This window comes from Coprothermobacter proteolyticus DSM 5265 (assembly GCF_000020945.1).
In the GTDB taxonomy this organism is placed as follows: Bacteria; Coprothermobacterota; Coprothermobacteria; order Coprothermobacterales; family Coprothermobacteraceae; genus Coprothermobacter; species Coprothermobacter proteolyticus.
In genome coordinates, this window is the sequence record NC_011295.1 from 1,103,977 (window position 1) to 1,122,867 (window position 18,891).

Annotated in this window: 18 protein-coding genes; 13 read left to right on the top strand and 5 right to left on the bottom strand. The window is 43.9% G+C overall.

The annotated features are described in order from the left end of the window. Nucleotides 1–21 precede the first annotated feature (21 nt). A complete protein-coding gene (gene dut, locus COPRO5265_RS05840) occupies nucleotides 22–468 on the top strand; it encodes a dUTP diphosphatase (RefSeq protein ID WP_012544691.1) in 447 nt (148 codons plus the stop codon). On the opposite strand, the gene folK is transcribed toward dut, so the two are convergent. Both folK and folP read right to left on the bottom strand, forming a co-directional pair. After that, nucleotides 465–2,018, bottom strand: coding sequence for a 2-amino-4-hydroxy-6-hydroxymethyldihydropteridine diphosphokinase (folK, locus tag COPRO5265_RS05845; protein WP_012543868.1), 1,554 nt, complete (start codon nucleotides 2,016–2,018; stop codon nucleotides 465–467). The genes dut and folK overlap by 4 nt on opposite strands. Nucleotides 2,019–2,023: 5 nt before the next feature. Further along, nucleotides 2,024–3,214 (bottom strand): dihydropteroate synthase, encoded by a 1,191-nt coding sequence (gene folP, locus COPRO5265_RS05850; RefSeq protein WP_012543571.1) that lies wholly within the window; start codon nucleotides 3,212–3,214, stop codon nucleotides 2,024–2,026. 41 nt (nucleotides 3,215–3,255) lie between these two features. Here folP and COPRO5265_RS05855 point away from each other — a divergent pair, with 41 nt between their 5' ends. From COPRO5265_RS05855 to gltA, 8 genes are all read left to right on the top strand, one after another. Continuing rightward, nucleotides 3,256–4,593 (top strand): tetratricopeptide repeat protein, encoded by a 1,338-nt coding sequence (locus COPRO5265_RS05855; protein ID WP_236608198.1) that lies wholly within the window; start codon nucleotides 3,256–3,258, stop codon nucleotides 4,591–4,593. Further along, complete coding sequence (locus COPRO5265_RS05860) at nucleotides 4,580–4,855, top strand: acylphosphatase (protein ID WP_012543482.1); 276 nt, start codon at nucleotides 4,580–4,582, stop codon at nucleotides 4,853–4,855. Before COPRO5265_RS05855 ends, COPRO5265_RS05860 begins: the two co-directional genes overlap by 14 nt. A gap of 18 nt (nucleotides 4,856–4,873) precedes the next feature. Continuing rightward, nucleotides 4,874–6,367 (top strand): methyl-accepting chemotaxis protein, encoded by a 1,494-nt coding sequence (locus tag COPRO5265_RS05865; protein ID WP_158300395.1) that lies wholly within the window; start codon nucleotides 4,874–4,876, stop codon nucleotides 6,365–6,367. Between the two features lie 13 nt (nucleotides 6,368–6,380). Continuing rightward, a complete protein-coding gene (locus COPRO5265_RS05870; protein WP_012543872.1) occupies nucleotides 6,381–6,905 on the top strand; it encodes an RNA polymerase sigma factor in 525 nt (174 codons plus the stop codon). After that, nucleotides 6,889–7,539, top strand: coding sequence for a hypothetical protein (locus COPRO5265_RS05875; protein WP_012544825.1), 651 nt, complete (start codon nucleotides 6,889–6,891; stop codon nucleotides 7,537–7,539). The genes COPRO5265_RS05870 and COPRO5265_RS05875 overlap by 17 nt, the downstream gene beginning before the upstream one ends. Before the next feature lie 123 nt (nucleotides 7,540–7,662). Continuing rightward, nucleotides 7,663–9,096, top strand: a complete 1,434-nt coding sequence (locus COPRO5265_RS05880) for a radical SAM protein (RefSeq protein ID WP_012543992.1) — start codon at nucleotides 7,663–7,665, stop codon at nucleotides 9,094–9,096. A gap of 160 nt (nucleotides 9,097–9,256) precedes the next feature. After that, a complete protein-coding gene (locus tag COPRO5265_RS05885) occupies nucleotides 9,257–10,078 on the top strand; it encodes a sulfide/dihydroorotate dehydrogenase-like FAD/NAD-binding protein (protein WP_012543527.1) in 822 nt (273 codons plus the stop codon). Between the two features lie 7 nt (nucleotides 10,079–10,085). Continuing rightward, nucleotides 10,086–11,456 (top strand): NADPH-dependent glutamate synthase, encoded by a 1,371-nt coding sequence (gene gltA, locus COPRO5265_RS05890; RefSeq protein ID WP_012544175.1) that lies wholly within the window; start codon nucleotides 10,086–10,088, stop codon nucleotides 11,454–11,456. Between the two features lie 27 nt (nucleotides 11,457–11,483). On the opposite strand, the gene fsa is transcribed toward gltA, so the two are convergent. Next, entirely contained in the window at nucleotides 11,484–12,137 is a 654-nt protein-coding gene (gene fsa, locus COPRO5265_RS05895; RefSeq protein ID WP_012543533.1) for a fructose-6-phosphate aldolase, read from the bottom strand. 21 nt (nucleotides 12,138–12,158) lie between these two features. Beyond that, nucleotides 12,159–12,887, bottom strand: coding sequence for a 2-phosphosulfolactate phosphatase (locus COPRO5265_RS05900; protein WP_012544454.1), 729 nt, complete (start codon nucleotides 12,885–12,887; stop codon nucleotides 12,159–12,161). Nucleotides 12,888–13,016: 129 nt separating this feature from the next. On the opposite strand from COPRO5265_RS05900, the gene COPRO5265_RS05905 reads away from it, so the two are divergent. Continuing rightward, a complete protein-coding gene (locus COPRO5265_RS05905; RefSeq protein WP_041735781.1) occupies nucleotides 13,017–14,354 on the top strand; it encodes an MFS transporter in 1,338 nt (445 codons plus the stop codon). Here the strand turns inward: COPRO5265_RS05905 and COPRO5265_RS05910 are convergent. Further along, complete coding sequence (locus tag COPRO5265_RS05910) at nucleotides 14,351–16,012, bottom strand: Na+/H+ antiporter NhaC family protein (protein WP_012544333.1); 1,662 nt, start codon at nucleotides 16,010–16,012, stop codon at nucleotides 14,351–14,353. The two genes, COPRO5265_RS05905 and COPRO5265_RS05910, sit on opposite strands and share 4 nt — an antisense overlap. Nucleotides 16,013–16,255: 243 nt before the next feature. On the opposite strand from COPRO5265_RS05910, the gene COPRO5265_RS05915 reads away from it, so the two are divergent. From COPRO5265_RS05915 to pepT, 3 genes are read left to right on the top strand one after another with little or no spacing between them, the layout of a single operon-like run. Next, nucleotides 16,256–16,621 carry a DUF2089 domain-containing protein gene (locus COPRO5265_RS05915; protein WP_012543673.1) on the top strand — a complete coding sequence of 122 codons (366 nt, stop codon included), beginning with the start codon at nucleotides 16,256–16,258 and terminating at the stop codon, nucleotides 16,619–16,621. After that, entirely contained in the window at nucleotides 16,608–17,549 is a 942-nt protein-coding gene (locus COPRO5265_RS05920; RefSeq protein ID WP_012544519.1) for a DUF4097 family beta strand repeat-containing protein, read from the top strand. The genes COPRO5265_RS05915 and COPRO5265_RS05920 overlap by 14 nt, the downstream gene beginning before the upstream one ends. 38 nt (nucleotides 17,550–17,587) lie before the next feature. Continuing rightward, a complete protein-coding gene (pepT, locus tag COPRO5265_RS05925) occupies nucleotides 17,588–18,820 on the top strand; it encodes a peptidase T (RefSeq protein ID WP_012544582.1) in 1,233 nt (410 codons plus the stop codon). Nucleotides 18,821–18,891: the final 71 nt, after the last annotated feature.

The following is an 18,891-nucleotide window of genomic DNA, read 5'->3' on the forward strand; positions in this document are numbered from 1 at the left end:
TTACAGCGATAATATAGAAATATGCATGATAAGAATATGAAAGAGCTTGCTTACTTCGGGGAACAATTGGTTAAAGCCACCCGTCAAAGTGCAGGATTTGACGTTCCTTTAGCACAGGAGGAATACATTCCAGCACGCGGCATCGTAGTAGCCTCCACAGGGTTAAGAGTAGCATTGCCAGAGGGCTCTTTTGGACTAGTTGTACCGCGCTCAAGTACTCCCATAAGATGGGGCATTACCTTAGCTAACTCCCCTGGAATCATAGACGAGGATTATAGGGGAGAAATAAAACTCATACTCCTCAACCTTAAAGACGAAGACGTGAAAATACCCAAAGGAACAAAGATTGCACAGCTCATAGTACTGCCTTTTATGAACTTAGAGCCCACACCATTTCAGGGAACACTAGAAGAATTTGAACAGTCTTCAGAACGAGGGACTAGAGGGCTTGGAAGCTCAGGAGTTTAACCTAGATGGCATGCATTGAAATACCTTAAAACAGGACCAGCTAAGTAGAAAGAGCCTGCTACTAAAGTCGGCGTTGGTTCCTCTAAAGCTTCGTAAAGATTAGGCAGCGTAGGTATTCCAGGCAACTCAGTTAAAGCGCGGTCAGAAAACGGTGGGTAGTAAAAGATCTGACCACCAAGCCTTTTCAAATAACTCAACGCCACTTCATGGTCTTTCCCCTTAACCAAACCCAGAATGATACGCATTGGGTTTACTCCAAGATCGTTGATCGTTTCAACCAGACTCTTGAAAGCAGGTGCATTATGCCCACCGTCAACAATGAGAAGTGGATCTTTCCTGACTACTTGTATCCGTGCAGGCAACACAACATCACTCAATAATGAAAACTCAGGTTCTTTACCGGTAGCTGCTCTATAAGCTTCTCCAGCGAGCAGGGCGTTCCATATTTGATGCAAACCAAGCATCCGTGTCCGAACTGTCCCCATTCCAGTCACGTATGCTTGTGTGCCATCCAGCGTAATTTGAGAATCTTCAATGCCGTATTTTGCCTGAACCACAACGTCAGCATCCACACCTGGCAAAGGTTCCAACGAGATTACTGGACCTGATAGACTATTGAGAAGTTCCCTTAAGTAGAAATCATAATCAGGAAACAGGTCAAAGTGATCCATACCTAAGGCTGTTACCACACTTATATCGTGTTTTTTTACGTTTGTTGCGTCGTGCTGTGATTCAATACCTGTTTCAACCACGGCCCACTCTTTTTTCGCCTTTTCGAAAGCCAAGTAAGCCGCACCAGTAAGCACTTCAAACGGGGTCAGTTCCACATTAAGATCTTTAGCCACGGAGAGAACTTGCTGCTTGAAACTGCTTAGGTCTGCTTGCTTTCCGTCGATCATAACCATCTCCGCCGACGTACAAACAAAGGGAGACAAGAAAAGACCTACATTATTGTTAAAAAGCGCTGCAACCATGGCGGCTACTGAACCTTTTCCAGAAGAACCTGTAACATATATGGTTTTTACTTTTTCGTGGGGATTGCCCAGAGCCCCTAAAACTCTCCGCAAATTTTCGTTCTTAAAACTTGTTGGCATGCGCGTGGTTAAGTCGTCGAGTAGTTCACAAGCGTTTTTCTTAAGTACTGGATGAGACCACTCAGGAAAAAACTGACAGAGAAGCTTCAAAAGAAAATCTCTGTTGTGAAGATCAGGATGAGGCACAGTCAAAACTTCGCTGTGCAAAACAAGATTATCATAGGTTAATATGTCGAGGTCTATTATGCGAGGCCCCCAGCGAATTTCTCTTGTTCTACCAAGCTTTTTCTCCACATCCAAGAGCGCCCTCAAGAGTTCTTCAGGCGTCAGTCCTGTATCACCTTTTCCTACAGCGTTCAGAAAAGTAGGCTGATCAACTTTGCCATATGGTGCTGTCTCTACCATCGGTGTTATGAACTGCCAACTTATAAATTCAGAGGTTAAATCAATTGCATTTCTTATGTGAGAAGCTCTATCCCCTAAGTTAGAACCAAAAGAAACATAAACGGTTGCCATGACGGTTAAATTCCTTCTCTTATAGCCTCGACAGCCTTGACGGCATCCACATTAGGCTTTGTATCATGGACACGAACGATGTGGACGCCTTTCCACGTCAGGTAGGAGGTCCAAGCTACAGTTCCGAAAAGCCTTTCCTCAGCAGGTACTCCTCCAAGGATTTTACCCATTGTACTTTTCCGGCTGTGTCCCACAAGCACTGGAAAACCCAGTGTGAATAGCTCCTCGATGCGACGCAAAACTTCTAAGTTATGTTCAGGCAACTTTGCAAACCCAATGCCTGGGTCAAGGATTATTTGATTTTCCTTAATCCCCTTACTCAGCGCGTATTCAACCCGTTCAACAAAATACGTATGTAATTCCTTCATCAGATCATCGTAAGAAGCGTACTCCTGCATAGTAGCTGGAGTCCCTCTCATGTGCATTATTACCACCGGCACACCGTAATCAGCAATGACGTTGGCCATTTCTTTGTCAAACTGCAACCCGTAAATGTCATTGATTAGGTCTGCACCGTTCTCCAAAGCTTGTTTTGCTACTTCTGCACGGTACGTATCAACAGAAATGAAAAGCTTCACGCGTTCTCGTACTTGACGGAGCAACGGGATTACACGTCTTAGCTCCTCATCTTCGCCAATCTCTGCAGCACCAGGTCTTGTGCTTGCTCCTCCTATGTCAATGAAAGCCGCCCCATTTTCCTCAGCATCTACGGCGCGCTCCAGTCCTGTGTGAAGATCCACTCGAGAACCAGGGAAGAAAGAGTCAGGTGTAGCGTTCAATATGGTCATTACTTTAGTTCTTCTAAGCTCTAGAGTCCCATTTGGCATTGTCAAAACAAAAGTCCTAGCCTCTCTGTCCTCGAGGACAGACTTAATTTCGTCGGCAATTTGATTAAGACCCCAGTATGGCATCCTTCTAAGTTTGTCAACTAGGCATTTGAGCTGCCGCACATTTGCCAATATGAGCACCGAAGATTTTTCAACCTTTCCAGTGATGACATGTTTATGGACAGCGGCATCAGCTCCACAGGAAAGACACTCTTGTTTTATCACCGAAGCCGCTGGATAATACACTTCGTCAATCCACACTCGAAGGTGACTATCTTTATCAAGGAAGATGCCATAGCTGGCAGGATCGCTGCCAATCTGATTTAAGAGCTCCCTAAGGTCAACATCCTTGGAAATCAATCGAACCATGGCTACTATTATATACAAGACCGCTGATAAAATAAGAACATATGGTGATCAATTTTCTAGGTAGGATTTTGGATTTTTTCGGTTTCAAACGCAAAGCCATGGCACTTTTCTCATGGGATCCAGGTAATGATTACACTAGCTTCTGGGGAGCGATTTACCTTGTTTTGAACAATCGGTCCGACTTGGCAATGGAAATATTGGAAAAGAAAGTCCAGAGGAACAACTATTACAGATGCAAGAGGCTTTTAGCCACACTATATCTAAGAGAAAACCCAAAAAAGGCAGAAGCTTTATACCAAAGACCGTCAAATATGTGGGAAGAAATTTACTTAGGAGATATTAGATATTACTTTCTAAATGATGTTGGCGGTGCTCTGGATGCATGGCAAAGCGCTTTTGAAAAAGTAGATTGGAATACTGCCCGAGAATGGGACAACCCAGCGAGGAATCTTCTTAAACGACTGTACATGGTAACGAAAGACGCAGAATTCTTAGAAAAATGGGCTGAGCTGGATGTGGATAATTTTAGGCAATCACAAATGGCCGACTACATAAAACTTCTTTACAAGAAGGGCGAAAAAGAAAGAGCTCAAGAAACGCTCAACGTGTGCATGTATCTGTACCGAGAAGATCCTATTTTGACCAGAGTAGCCGAAGAACTGAACTTAGAAGTTCCTTACTACAAAAAGAAGAAACCTCAGGTAGAAAACGCCGTTAGAAAACCATTAAACGCAGGGCTTCTAAAAGAAGATACTGACCCTGAAACCTTAATAAAGGCTATCCATGAGCTTCATCCAGATGCGATTATTACATTGGCTTCTTCAGTTCTGACTATTATGCAAGGAACCCTCCTTTGGGCAGGCACGTTTAAACCTTGCTGGCTTGCACGAACTCTGGGCCCATTTACGGAGCACGCGAAAGGTCCATTGATCCACTTCTATACATATCCCATAGTTGCCGATTGGAAATTGCAAGCATATTTGGAGCTCAGTGGTACCATTCCTGTACTGTTTGGCACCTTGATAGCTGCTATTGGAAAGCTTTTCGGGCAATCTGGATGGTTTTACAGAGTCATAGGACCAGTAGCCAAAGCAGTAGACAGCGACAAAATAGCACCTTACGATAGCTGCTTGGTACCTGGCCCATTGAATGCAAAGGTCTTCACATCGCAGCTATGTAGCCAAAACATACCTTTTGCCATTGTTGATGTTAACTCAGTATTCGGAGCTGAAGTAGTAGAATGCTGCAAAGGGTTAGACAAAAGATGGATTGAAGGTGCCTTATCGGACAACCCTGCGGGTAACGATGAATCCATGACCCCCGTAGTACTGCTCTGGCAGAAAGACCACGTAGAGGAATTGGAACATGAAAGCTTTTAGGGCCATTGTAAGAGGTTATGTACAAGGGGTTGGTTTTAGATACTCTGCCGTAAGAATGGCCGATAAAATCGGCAACATAACAGGTTATATAAGAAATTTACCCAATGGCACTATTGAAGTAGTCGCAGAGGGGCCAGAAGAAGAACTCAAGGAGTTTCTAAACTGGTTACACCACGGACCAAGCAGTGCTATTGTAGAACGTGTGGACGTTGAATACCAACCTTATACAGGGCAATACAAAAGTTTTATAGTGAAATTTTAATATGTGGGAGGGGTGTATGTGAACGGTAATCTTATGATTCTCGTAAGTTTGTTAGTTGGATTAGCGTTTGGCTTATTGTTAGGGTTTTTGATTTGGAAACAAAGAGTACCGAAAGACATTTCCACTTATTTCAACTACCTTGGTAATCTGGATTTAACTCTGCACAAGCCAGTAACTACCACGTTTTGGAGTCGTTTCTTGGACTCCCTTGACAAACTAGTCCAAAAAATCAGATTGTTTGTGAGAGATACATTCTTCGCCTTCAGAGATGCCACGTCCAACGTTCACCAGGCACAGTTTCTGCTGGAGGATTCTATGAAGCTCGCTTATGGAAATATGGAAGCGGCAGAAGAGATAGCAGACAAAGTACAAGCGCTGGCAGCAAGTGGGGAAGAGTTAAGTGCTAGTACTGAGGAACTGGCAGCTTCAAGCAGTAATGTGTACGATAGCACTGTTCAACTGGACGGGCTATCTCAAAGAATAAAGGAACACGTAGAAGAACAAATCAAGAACATTTCTAATACCATTGAAAGTTTCGATCAAGTTTTTTCCAAAGTTACTTCGGTACAGCAGGAAATTGATCAATTGGAAAATCTCTCCCAACATATTTCTGGCATAGTTGAAGCTATTTCAGATATTTCGGAACAAACAAACCTTTTGGCACTAAATGCCGCTATTGAGGCGGCAAGAGCTGGAGAAGCTGGAAAAGGCTTTGCAGTAGTTGCTGATGAAGTAAGAAAACTGGCAGAAAAAAGTAAGGACGCAGCTGAAGAAATCGCAACTCAGCTAAAGAACTTTTCAAATACTGTTGGCTCAGCAGTAGAATCCGTGCAAACCGTATTAGAGTTAATCACCAACATGGGCGATACCACAAGAGTTCTTTCTAACAGCCTCAACGTCATACTCTCTAGCGTGCAGGAAATTTCAAGTTCTGTGGCTGAAGTGAGTAATAACGTAAAAGAACAGGATAGAGCAACTTCCCAAGCTGCCATAACTGTTCAATCGTTAGCGGAAGACACGGCCAAAGTTGCCGAGCTTTCGGAAGCTCTGAAGAATGCCATGACACAACTGCAAAGGCACTTGCAGACTGTGTACAAACAGAATTCCACTGCGGCAACCCGGCTCAGAGATGGCATGTTAAGTTGCCTTGATTTCAAGGCTCTTACCGAGGAAGAAACCAAGCAAATGTTTGCCGAAGCCGTCCAATACCACAAAGATTGGCTAAACCAAATCCTAGACACAATAACATCTGGGAAAGTATGGACCTCCATTGTTGACCCTCATTTCTGCATATTCGGGCTATTTTATGACGTGGCCACACCGAGATCTCAATACGAAGATCTATGGCCACGCATCGGTGAAGCACATGAAAAACTACACAGCACGGCTGCTCAACTGAAAAAAGCGTACGAAGATGGGAACAAGGAAATGGCCTTGTCGCTTCGCAAACAACTTGAAAAGGAGTCCGAAGAACTTACAAGACTTCTTAATGAGGTCCTTAAGCGTTTCTAGCTAGAAGATTCTTATGCCTGAAATAAACTGGCAGCATTTGTTCTCAGATGAGGTCTTGTATCAACGTATAAAGTTTTTTCTCCTTGGGTCTGTCAAGAATATGGATGTTGCAGAAGAGCTCACACAGGAGACCATGGCAAAGGCATGGGAAAAGCGACTCACTCTAAAGAATATCGAAAAAATGGAAGCCTGGCTGTTTGCAATTGCTAGGAATGTGCTCATGGACTACTACCGTCATAAAGGCCTACTTATCGAGGAAGAAGATGAACAATGGGAAAGCAACGTTGCAGCTTGCTCATCTCAAAATCAAGAAGAATTCATGGATCTGCATGATGCTCTAGATAAGTTACCAGCGCCTCAAAAACTAGTCATCGAACTGAGGTTTTTTAAGAACTATACTGTGCAGGAAACGGCACAGATAATGGGAAAAACTCCTCAGGCGGTGAAAATGCTTCAATACAGAGCCCTAAGAGCACTTAGGGACTATGTGAAACCTTTTGATGAGTTGGAGCGTCTTAACAATGATGGAGAATATTAAGGCATTTCTACTCAACACAATCTTAGAATCCATAGAAAAACACCAGCAAATCGTATTGCCCTGGTGGTGGGTATTCTTACCCACTTCATGGAAAAAAGAATTCAGCGAGCTCCTAATAGTAGCTATTCCTCTAATAAAAACTAGCCCAGAGCAAAGTTACGGTAGAACAGTTCAATACAGCACAGGAGTACTTGGGACAATTATTGCCACAACGCTTGCATTGTTTCTCTTCACCAATACCTTCGCTCATATGACCCCACTGACCATGGTTTACAAAACAGCAGGGAACGGACAACAGCGGCTAGAAAGCACTTTCGAATCGCCCTTTGAAACTTCCGGACTTGGCTTACAGGAAGTAGTAATACCCTCAACCTTATATCAAATAAATGCACCTACAAACGAACTTCAAGCATTACTCGAGGAACTGAATGCTATCCCAGTTCCAGATTACCTTAACCATGAGGGATGGATCGTAGATCAAAAAAGGTTACTTGGGGCATTACAGTACCGCACCTTAAGTCCAGGCTGGTATTTCTCAGCGACGTCAACTTCCATAGACAGTGTTTTCAACTCGTTCTTAACAAACACTGGATTTGAGGATCCTGTTTTAGTAGTTGAAACAAAAAGGCCTTAATCTATGTATACAAAAACAACTTTTAGTTATTTAGAATAAGGACTATTCAGCAGTTCTTTGCAATCAACGTGAATAACTAACATATTTAAGGGTATATAATCCATAAGAGAGGTGGTGAAGAGTATGTCATTGAAAACATCAGCTATGGGTACTGCTTTGAAATATACATTAAGGTATGTGAAGCAGAACCCAGAGGAGAATTTAACGAAGATCCTTAACCTGGCGGAATCACTTTTCCCAGAGAGGTATAAGGAGAATTTGCGGGTTGCAAGAACTTATCTCGAACCAGGTGGAGTATACCACCCTCTCATTATGAGAGTGTTCAATGAGGTCGATCCTGTTTTCTTGGAACGTCTTGCTTACAATTTCTTTATTAACCAATTAGCTATCGGCGTACAAAAGCAAATTGACACCGAAAAGAAATATGGTTTTCCTGGCCCTTTCACGATTTTGATAAGCCCTACTATGAGATGTAATTTGTCTTGTGTAGGCTGTTATGCCGGCTTGTATACCCGCGAGGACGACATGCCCCCTGAATTATTTGACCGCATAATCAGGGAAGGCGAAGAACTTGGCACTTACCTGTATACCATTTTGGGTGGAGAGCCATTTGTTTACCCTCACTTGTTTGAAGTGGCCAAGAACCATCCAGATGTGGTATTTCACACGTTCACTAACGGTACTTTGCTTACGAACCCCAAAATGATCGAACAACTTAAGGAAGTTGGCAACATTGTTCCCGTTATATCCATAGAAGGTTGGGAAAAAGAAACTGATCAGCGCCGAGGTGCTGGCATGTTTGCTAACATTGTTAAGGTTATGGACACACTTAAAGCCAATGGTATCCCCTTTGGTGTATCGATTACTTATACCCGCCTCAATGCTGACACAGTTACCTCCGATGAGTTTTATGATTTTCTTATCGACAAGGGAGCCTTGTTTGGATGGTATTTCCTGTTCATGCCCGTAGGCAAAGACCCAGATACCAGCTTGATGCCCACGCCTGAGCAACGTAAGAAACTTTACGAAACTGTTCAGCGCGTTAGATTGGAAAAACCTTTGTTCATGATGGACTTCTGGGGCGACGCACCTTACGTTGGCGGTTGTATCGCAGGAGGACGCCGCTACATTCATATTAACTCTAAGGGGGATGTGGAGCCGTGTATCTTTGTTCACTTCTCCACTGACAACATCAAAGAAAAATCACTCAAAGAGGCACTAAGTAGCGATTTCATGAAAGCCATAAGAGCACACCAACCCTTCGACGACAACCTACTTCTACCGTGCCAGATCATCGACAACCCGGACAAACTCAGAGAAATTGTTGAGAAAACACATCCAAAGCCAACTCACGAGGGTGCAGAAGTTATAGTAGTTGACGACAGTATAAAGAGTTTCCTTGACGACTACAGCAAGCAGGTAAAAGAAGTCTTTGACGGAATTTGGAAGGAACGCTATCTAACTAACCCTGCTATTAAGGGTTACGCGGAGAAACTTTATCAAGAACGAGAGCAAAAGCTAAAGAAGTTTGAGGAAGAGCACAAAGAAGATACATAGTTCAAGCAATGTGTTTGGCGAAGCCACCCAAAAAGAGGGTGGCTTCTTTTTTGGATGTCCCTGCTTAGCAATTCATTCAATCGAATGCTTCGCGTAGAACCATAAATGCTAAAATAGGCAATGAACGTGAAACCGATTTCACATATACGGAGGCTCATGCATGTACGAATTAGTTGATAAGGAACTCGTAGCACCAGACATATGGAAGATAAAAGTAAGAGCACCCCATATTGCAAAAGCATATAAACCAGGCAATTTTGTTATCGTGTTACCCCATGAGCGAGGCGAACGCATACCTTTGACGGTGTTTGACACCGATGAAGAAAACATACACATCGTGTTCCAAGAGGTGGGTAAGAGTACAAAATTGCTGGGTAAGATGAAAGTCGGTGACCAAATTCAAGACATCATGGGGCCAACTGGTCATGCCTTCCCCAGTCAAAAGTTCGGAAATGTTGTTCTCATAGCAGGCGGCGTAGGTGCTGCCACTGCAGTCCCTCTGGGAAAACACCTGCATGCCTGCGGCAATAACATTACCATCATACTGGGTGCCCGCAGCAAGAATCTGGTGCTCTTCGAAAAAGAACTCCAAGACATATCGGAAAAGCTCATCATCACAACAGATGACGGTTCCTACGGTGTAAAAGGTTTTGTTACCGATGCCTTGAAAGAAATATTATCCAATGAAGTTGTAGACTTGGTCCTTGCCATCGGCCCGGCCGTAATGATGAAAGCAGTATCAGATCTTACCAGACCACTTAAAGTCAAGACGTTGGTTTCACTAAACAGTATCATGGTTTGCGGAACAGGAATGTGTGGAGCTTGCCGTGTAGGTTACAAAGACGGAACCGTACTCACTTGTATTGAGGGGCCCGAACTTGATGGCCATATGGTAGACTGGAACACGCTTCTCCCCCGCTTAAGCATGTACAAGGAAGAAGAAGCTATAAGTCTATCCTTGCTGGACAACGAAAGTCGGTGAGATTATTATGCCCTTAAAAGATAGGATTCCCATGCCAGAGCAAGACCCAAAACTAAGGATCACCAATTTTGATGAAGTGGCACTGGGCTACACAGAGGAACAAGCTCTTATGGAGGCCTCTCGTTGCTTGCAGTGCCCCAATCCGACCTGCATACAAGGATGTCCTGTAAACATTGATATAAAAGCTTTCATTGGGTTGATACAAGAAGGGAAATTCACAGAGGGGTATTACAAGATAAAAGAAAAGAATAACTTCCCTGCCATGACTGGGCGAGTCTGCCCTCAGGAGACCCAGTGTGAAGCCTCCTGCGTCTTGGCTAAAATGGGAAAACCTATTGCCATAGGTAGACTTGAAAGATTTCTAGCAGACCACGAAATGTACAAGCCACAGCAAATAGAAACAGAAAAAAAGAACCACATTCCAGTAGCTTGCGTAGGTACGGGACCTGCCAGCTTAGCTGCAGCAGCTAATCTAGCCAAAAAAGGCTATGAGGTACATTTGTTCGAAGCACTCCATTTACCAGGTGGCGTACTTAGTTATGGCATACCAGAATTCAGACTACCAAAGAAAATAGTCAATCATGAAATCATGCTTCTTAGCGACTTAGGCGTCTTTATACATACAGACGTTATCGTAGGAAAGACTTATACCTTACAGCAGCTGCGACGAGAATTCAAAAGCATTTTTTTGGGAACCGGTGCTGGTGCACCATTGCTTTTGGGAGTACCTGGTGAGAACCTTAATGGCATTTTTACAGCCAATGAATTCCTAATCAGGGTCAACCTCATGAAAGCTTACCGATTCCCAGAATTTGACACACCCATAAAAAAGGGTAAGGAAGTAGTAGTAGTCGGTGCAGGAAATGTTGCCATGGATGCCGCCAGAACCGCAAGACGTTTAGGCGCCAATGTGACCATTGTTTACAGACGGAGTAGAGCTGAAATGCCCTCGCGAGCTGAAGAAGTTCAGCATGCAGAAGAAGAAGGTATACACATGAAGCTTCTAACAAATCCGGTTGCTTTCCACGGCAAGGACGGTTGGGTACAGTCAGTAGAAGTTGTTTCCATGCAGCTTGGATCACCAGATGAGCGAGGCAGAAGAAAGCCTATACCCATTGAAGGAAGCAACTACGAAATTTACTGCGACCAAGTTATAGTAGCCATTGGGACAACGCCAAATCCCATACTTAAGTACAGCACGCCAGAACTTCTACTCACGCCCCATGGCAACATTGTAGTAGATGAGCAATACCAAACCAACATACCTGGTGTGTTTGCTGGAGGCGATATTGTAACAGGTTCAGCAACCGTCATAGAAGCTCTGGGAGCAGGAAAAAAAGCTGCCATTTACATTGATAAGTTTATAAAGGGAGCCTAATACCCTAGGCTCCCCTGACATTGTGCACTAAAAAGGACGCCCAGGTACCTTTGACCAATCAGCTAAGAATTGTTCCAATCCCCTGTCAGTTAGCGCGTGTTTAAAAAGCTGTTCCATAACTTTGAATGGAACCGTGCAAATATCAGCACCCATGCGAGCTGCATCAAGGACGTGCTTAGGATGTCTAATACTGGCAACTATGATCTGGGTTTCAAAGCCGTAATTATCGAATATGTTTTTAATGTCAAACACCAGATCCATAGCATCGTGTCCAATATCTTCCAAGCGTCCCACAAATGGCGAAACATAGGTAGCCCCAGCTTTAGCAGCCAACAACGCTTGAAGCGGTTGAAAGATAAGCGTCACATTTGTCGGTATACCTTCTTGGGAAAGCACCTTCACGGCCTTTATGCCTTCTTGCGTAGCTGGAATCTTAATCACCACCTGTTCACCTAAACGACGCAGCTGCTGTGCTTGCTCCACCATCCCCTGAGCATCTTGTGCCACTACCTCTATACTGACTGGCCCCTCCACAATGTTAAGTATGTCTTGAACCACTTCCATGAAACCTTTGCCTGTCTTGGCAACCAATGTTGGGTTAGTAGTAACTCCATCTAGAATACCCCACTCTTTTGCAGCCCTTATCTCTTCAACAAAAGCGGTGTCCAAAAAGAACTTCACGAATAACTCACCCCCGTTATTTCATCTTGTTACAATATTACCAACAACCTCGGGAACAATAGCATACAGATCTATTCGAGAACAAAACTTTATATCAGCGTCTTTGCCGTATCTCAATATGTTTCCTCCACTCTCTGACTGCATGAGTACATCTAGTGGGTCATCAGTTACTTTAGCCCAAGATAGAGATACCTTTGCTGCATCATCAAGTTCCATGTTTGCGTTGCTCAAGGTTAGTAGTCTGCTTACTATAAGACCCGCACAGTAAAAATCGTCTCCAACGAGTCGACCTTCCTTCCCCGCACAAGCCACCCCAATACCATCAAATTGCTCCTTTTGGACAATGTCAAAGGCTTCTCGCACCACAGATGATAGGTTTAGCAGCGATCCAACCAGAATTCTCGTAGTGGTATTCTGGAGCTTTATTAACAAATTGGTGCCGTTTGTGGTAGTCATAATGGCTCTGGCATCTGTTAGTTGATCAGCATGTTTTACCAAACTCACAGGAGAGTTATCAAAATCGAAACCATCTATTTTGATTCCGCCCCTCTCCCCAATGAGAATAACCGATGGATCTTTCAGTTTTTCTCTAGTAGCCAAGTCAATAGAATCTGTAACAAGAACCGATTTACCACCCTGAGCAAGGAACGTAACAATGGTACTCGTGGCACGGATGACATCCAACGCAATCCATACAAAATTTCCTTCAGGAATCTGCTCGCTTACAGATGAAAGTACCGAAATCTTCATATCTACATTGTAACAGCATAGAACCGCTGTCTTTGAATAAAGGATCTGTGTCTTTAGCCTTAAATTTATTTACCTTGTGTTATAATTCTTTCAAGTTGACCTACATAAATATCAAAGGGGTGGTACTCGATGACAAGACCTTCAGGCTTGAAAGGATTCGCCACAATAACAATGGGCCAAGTAGCTTCGATAACAGGCACTGCAATGACTCAATTCGGTCTCTCTTATTGGGTTTGGCAAGAATTTGGTAGAGCCACCCCATTTAGTATTATGAGCATTCTCTTCTTTGGTGCACAAGTGATTTTCGGCTTGGCGGCTGGTAGCTTAGTTGACCGTTGGCCTAGAAAAATATCGCTCATACTACCCGATATAGCTTCAGGTGTGCTTACGCTAATAGCTCTTTTCCTCTACACGCAAAATGCACTAACTTTATCCTTCCTTTATACCATGTCCTTTGTTAATGGCATTTTTTCAGCTCTTCAATGGCCAGCCTACTCCGTAACACTAGCTAGCATGTTAAAACCAGATCAATACACCAAGGCAAACGCACTGTTCAGCATTACTGACTACGGTCCAGCACTAGTTGCACCCATACTTGCAGGTGGGCTACTAGGTACTATTGGCCTGGAAGGTATCATGACCATAGACCTTCTGACCCTAACGCTAGCTGTGTTAATAAACCTATGGGTTTTCATACCTGACATAAGAAAAAAGGAAACTACCGGTAAAGGAGATATGTCAGCCAGCTTCTGGCAAGACATATTGTTTGGCTTCAAGTTTATTTCACAAAGGAAACCACTGCTTATGCTACTGATGGTTTTCCTCGCTTCTAATTTCTTTGCTGGATTTGGAAACAGTTTGTTCTCACCCTATGTACTTGCAAGAACCAACAACAATGCCTTAGCATTAGGAACTATTGAAACGTTTTTTGGAGTCGGAGGCCTAATCGGTACACTACTACTCTCTCTTTGGGTCCTGCCAGGTAGAAAAGTCACAGCGCTGCTTATTGGTCTGATCATAAGCGATGTCGGATTCTTAATATTAGGTTACTTCAGATGGATACCGACTATGTGCATAGGTGCTACGCTAGGTTCTTTCGGTGGAGTTATGGCAAACACTCATAGCCAAGCCATATGGCAAAGTATTGTTCCCATAACCATGCAAGGTAGAGTGTTCTCAGCGCGCAGATTCATAGCTCAAGCCCTTAGTGGAATACCCATGTTTCTTAGCGGTCCACTGGTTGATAACGTCTTAGTCCCTTATTTCAACCAAAAGACCATGCTATCTAACGTATTGGGCCAAGGTCCTGCAGGTGCCATCAGCTTCTTAATGATTTTGGGCTCAATCCTTTCCATTGCGGTTGCGCTCCTGGCGTTCGCCAATTACAACGTCCAACATGTTGAGGATCTTGCCATGGCCAGCTTAGAAGCTGACAGCACCCAAGAAACCATGTCGACGCTACCTTAAATTCTATCGGAACTAGGCTTTGAATTTGACGCTCCTACAGGTTTCCCTACGTACCTTACTACAGCAAGCACACTTACAGCACCAATAAGAAGCAATACCCACCAACTGGAGATAAAACCACCCAAGACGTATAAGATCAGACAAATAACCTGAATTGCCAGGGCGTAAGGTAACTGAGTTTTAACGTGCGCAATGTGGTCGCAAGCAGAAGACATGGAAGCCATTATGGTAGTATCTGATATGGGTGAACAATGATCACCAAAAATGGCCCCACCGAGCACGCTACCAACCACCAAAGTAGTTATGGTCGGACTAACATTATAGGCCAGTGGTATGGCAAGTGGCATCACAATAGCCATGGTTCCCCAGCTTGTACCAGTGGCAAAACTCACTAAAGAAGCCACCAAGAAAACTAGCGGAGCCACTGCGAACACAGGCAAATGCTCGGACAGAACACCAACCAAGAACTGAGCAGTCCCCACATCAGCAATGACCCCAGATATTGTCCAAGCCAACGTCAGAATCATCAACGCTGGAACCATTGATGCAGCACCTTCAGTAAAAGCGTCCATGGTTTCCTGCAAACTGAGTATGCGCTGCCCTACAGCCAGAAGAACTGTGACAATGGCTGTGAATACGGTAGCCCATAGAATAGCAATAGACGAATCAGCATTACTGAAAGCCTGTCTAATAGCATCAAATGTGTAACCCAGGTTTGGACCGCCACCGTTGTACCAAAGCGCAATCAGGGAAGAAACAATCAGGACCACAATTGGTATCAATGCGTTATATGCCCTTGCTTCTTTGTTCCCTAGGTAAACTTGCTCCATTTTTATGTTAGCCGCTATGGGTCGTGCATCATCGTCAAGTAACTTCCCCGTAGTTCGAGCCCTGTGCTCTGCGTGCCACATGGGTCCAAAATCCCTACCAGTGAACGCAATTAGCAGCACAAAAAGTAACATGAGAATCTCATAGAATCTAAAAGGCAGACTTGAAAGGAACACATCATATGGTGCAGCAGCAATACCTAAACTGGCATAGGAGTCCTTTATCAAAGAAAGCTCATAGCCAATCCAGGTAGAGATTATGAATAAACCCGTAACGGGAGCCGCAGTAGCATCAACAATGAAAGCCAGTTTTTCACGGGAGATGTTGTATTTATCGAACAAAGGCCTCATTGTAGGGCCCACCACCACAGCATTGGCGTAGTCATCAAAGAAAACCACAATGCCCAGTAACCAAGCGGCAAACTGCGCTGTTCTTTCATTTTTGGCCAGCCTTCCAATAAAATCAGCCAAAGCTTTAGTCCCACCCATGCGGCCTATTATCCCTACCACAGAACCAAGTACCATGAGAAAGATAAGTATGCCAGCGTGGAAGCTATCGGTAAGTGCTCCTACAAGATACTTGCTAAGAAGTGTTAAGAAAGCACTGAAGACGTTACCACCTTCCAGCATGACAACTCCCACAAAAGCTCCCAAAAATAGGGAAAGTACAACCTGGCGAGTGACAAACGCCAGAACAATTGCTAAAAGAGCTGGGAGCAATGACCAAATGCCGAAATTTAGCACCGTAGAATCTTCGGCCATGACGTAGCCTGGCAAACATAAAAAGATGACTACAATCAGCGCAAACCAAAACCAGTGTCGATCTTTCATTTTACAACACCTCCCGTGATCAATTAAACAAAACAGATGATTCTGGTCATTATAGGTAGAAAACTATCGTAATTCAACATATGCACTTTAATATGCACATAACATTGAAAAGAGAGCCTTAACATTTCCCATCCTCTTGACCCCGGTGTGCGCAAAACTTACCGGAGCAATCTTTCTATATTTGAAAGTAACATATTGACTTTTCTAACATATGTGTTAATATTATTAAAGGAGGCGATGAAAATGATTACAGTGTGCCCAAATTGCGGTTCTCAACTTCATATAACTGGACTAAAATGCCCTGACTGCGGAACAGCCATAACGGGGGATTTCCCCATGGATGAACTGTTTAAGCTAACGCCTGAACAGTTGGACTTTGTAAAACTATTCTTAAAGAAACGAGGCAATTTATCTGAAGTGCAGAAGGAATTGGGACTGTCTTATCCGACAGTGAGAAACCGGTTGGAGAGCATACTAAAAACCTTAGGATACGACGTACAAGAAGAGATCACAGAGTGGGACATACTTGAACAACTAAGAGAAGGTTCACTGGATGCAGAAACTGCACTTCGTGTACTAAAGGAGTTAAAGGGACATGAAAACAACTAAGCTGTTTACCATACCCTTTTCAGAAAAGAAGCTAAAAATATTAGCGGTCTCTGCTGATCTTGAAATTAAAAGCGGTAAGAACTCGCAAGTAGTTTTAGAAGTGGAACTTGAGGGCGAAGCTGAAAAAATACAAGTTTACGAGCCCAAGGTAAGACGCACTGACGATGAACTTGAAATTACTCTAGAGTACGAGGCAAACCACATGGCGCTCGTGTCCTTTGGGCGATCTAAGTCGCTTCGGGTGGATAAAGCGACCATTACACTACCTTCCACAAAAGAGTTTTCCATTTCCACCGTGTCCGGAGATGTAAACTTATCAGCACCTAATTGCCAAGACAGGCTAACACTAAAAGCCATAAGCGGTGATGCAAACATGTCCGATGTGGAATGCCAAGAAATCGATATAAAAACTACTTCAGGTGACATTAGACTAAGGAATGTAAAGGCAAAAAACCAGCTAAGGGTGTCCTTGGTAAGTGGGGATCTATTGGCTCAGGACATTAGCTTCAGAGAAGCGCGCATGGAAACTGTGTCTGGTGACATAGTCATACGAGAGCTTACCGATACTTTTCGTTCGATCCAGTTCAAATCAGTTTCAGGCGATCTTGTGATAAACATGGCAGTTCTACCTCCAAGCAGAATTGAATTCAGCACATTGTCAGGTACCATAAAAGTGGGCCAGCGATTGCTAAAAGGGGTAAAAGGCTCAGTGGATACGGCTCCAAAACCTGTAGCGACGGTTAGAATCAATACAGTGAGCGGCTCTGCTACGCTGCAAGCTGCCAGAGAAGAGCAACAAACCCCCGAAGACGTTGACTTGTTCGTCGATCTAATAAAGAGTAAAAAGGCCACACCTGAGCAAGTCGCGGAGATGATGCGACTATTAGGTTTTGAAGACGAAACAATACAAAAAGTAATACAGAGTTGATACAATAACAGCCAAGGAAGCCAAAAGGAGCTGATACAATGCGCGACAAACTGGTGAAGCGTTTTCTTAAGTATGTATCATTCGATACCCAGTCAGACGAGAACAGCAGCACTTACCCCAGTACGGCAAAACAGCTGGAACTAGCGAACTACTTAGTAGAGGAACTAAAGTCATTGGGACTTGCAGACGCAGCCGTAGACCAATACGGCTATGTCACTGCGACACTGCCAGGTAATGTGCAAGGAAAAGATGTCCCCGTAATTGGTTTTCTAGCTCACATGGATACCAGTCCTGAATTCCCCGGTGCTAATGTTAAGCCAAGGATTATTGAGAACTACGATGGGCAGTCGACCATCGAACTAGGCGCAGGGCGTGTCCTATCTCCTGAAGAATTCCCGCATCTAAAGAACTATGCTGGTAAAACACTGATAACCACCGATGGAACGACGCTACTTGGTGCAGACGATAAAGCAGGTATAGCAGAAATAGTGACTGCAGTGGAGTACCTACTTGAGCATCCCGAAATAGAACATGGCACCATAAAGGTAGGATTTACACCTGACGAAGAAGTAGGCCGAGGCGTAGACTATTTCGACGTGAAAAAATTTGGCGCTGATTTTGCTTTTACCCTAGACGGTGGGGAATATGGAGAATTGAGCTACGAAACGTTCAACGCAGCTCAAGCTAAAGTGATTGTGCACGGTAAGAGCATTCATCCTGGCGAGGCAAAGAACAAAATGAAAAACGCCATTCTCATGGCAATGGATTACATAAATCAAATGCCCCCTGCTGAAGCACCTGCCCACACAGAAGGGTATGAGGGTTTCTATCATGTTTACCACATTGAAGGCAGTGTTGACCGCGCAGATCTAACATGGATCATACGCGATCACCATAGGGACCGTTTCGAGGAAAGAAAGACATATATGGTAAACGCTGCCCAATGGATGAATAAGAAATATGGTGATGGTACCTTTGAAATAGACGTGAAAGACCAATACTACAACCTGTATGAAGTTCTAAAGGACAAACCAGAAATTATCGAGCTTGCGAAAAAAGCAATGAAAGATGCCGGTATCGATCCAATTATTAGGCCCGTGCGAGGCGGAACCGATGGCTCACGCTTAACCTTCATGGGACTACCCACACCAAATTTGTTCACCGGAGGCCACAACTACCACGGTCCCTATGAATACATAGTTGTGGAATCCATGGAAAAAGCAGTGGAAGTCATAGTTAACATTGTTAAACTAGCTGCACAAGGTAACTAAAACATTAATTAACTAATCAACATGACCCGGTGAGGAGGAACCAAAGTACTTGCGTTTCTGGTTCCTCCCTT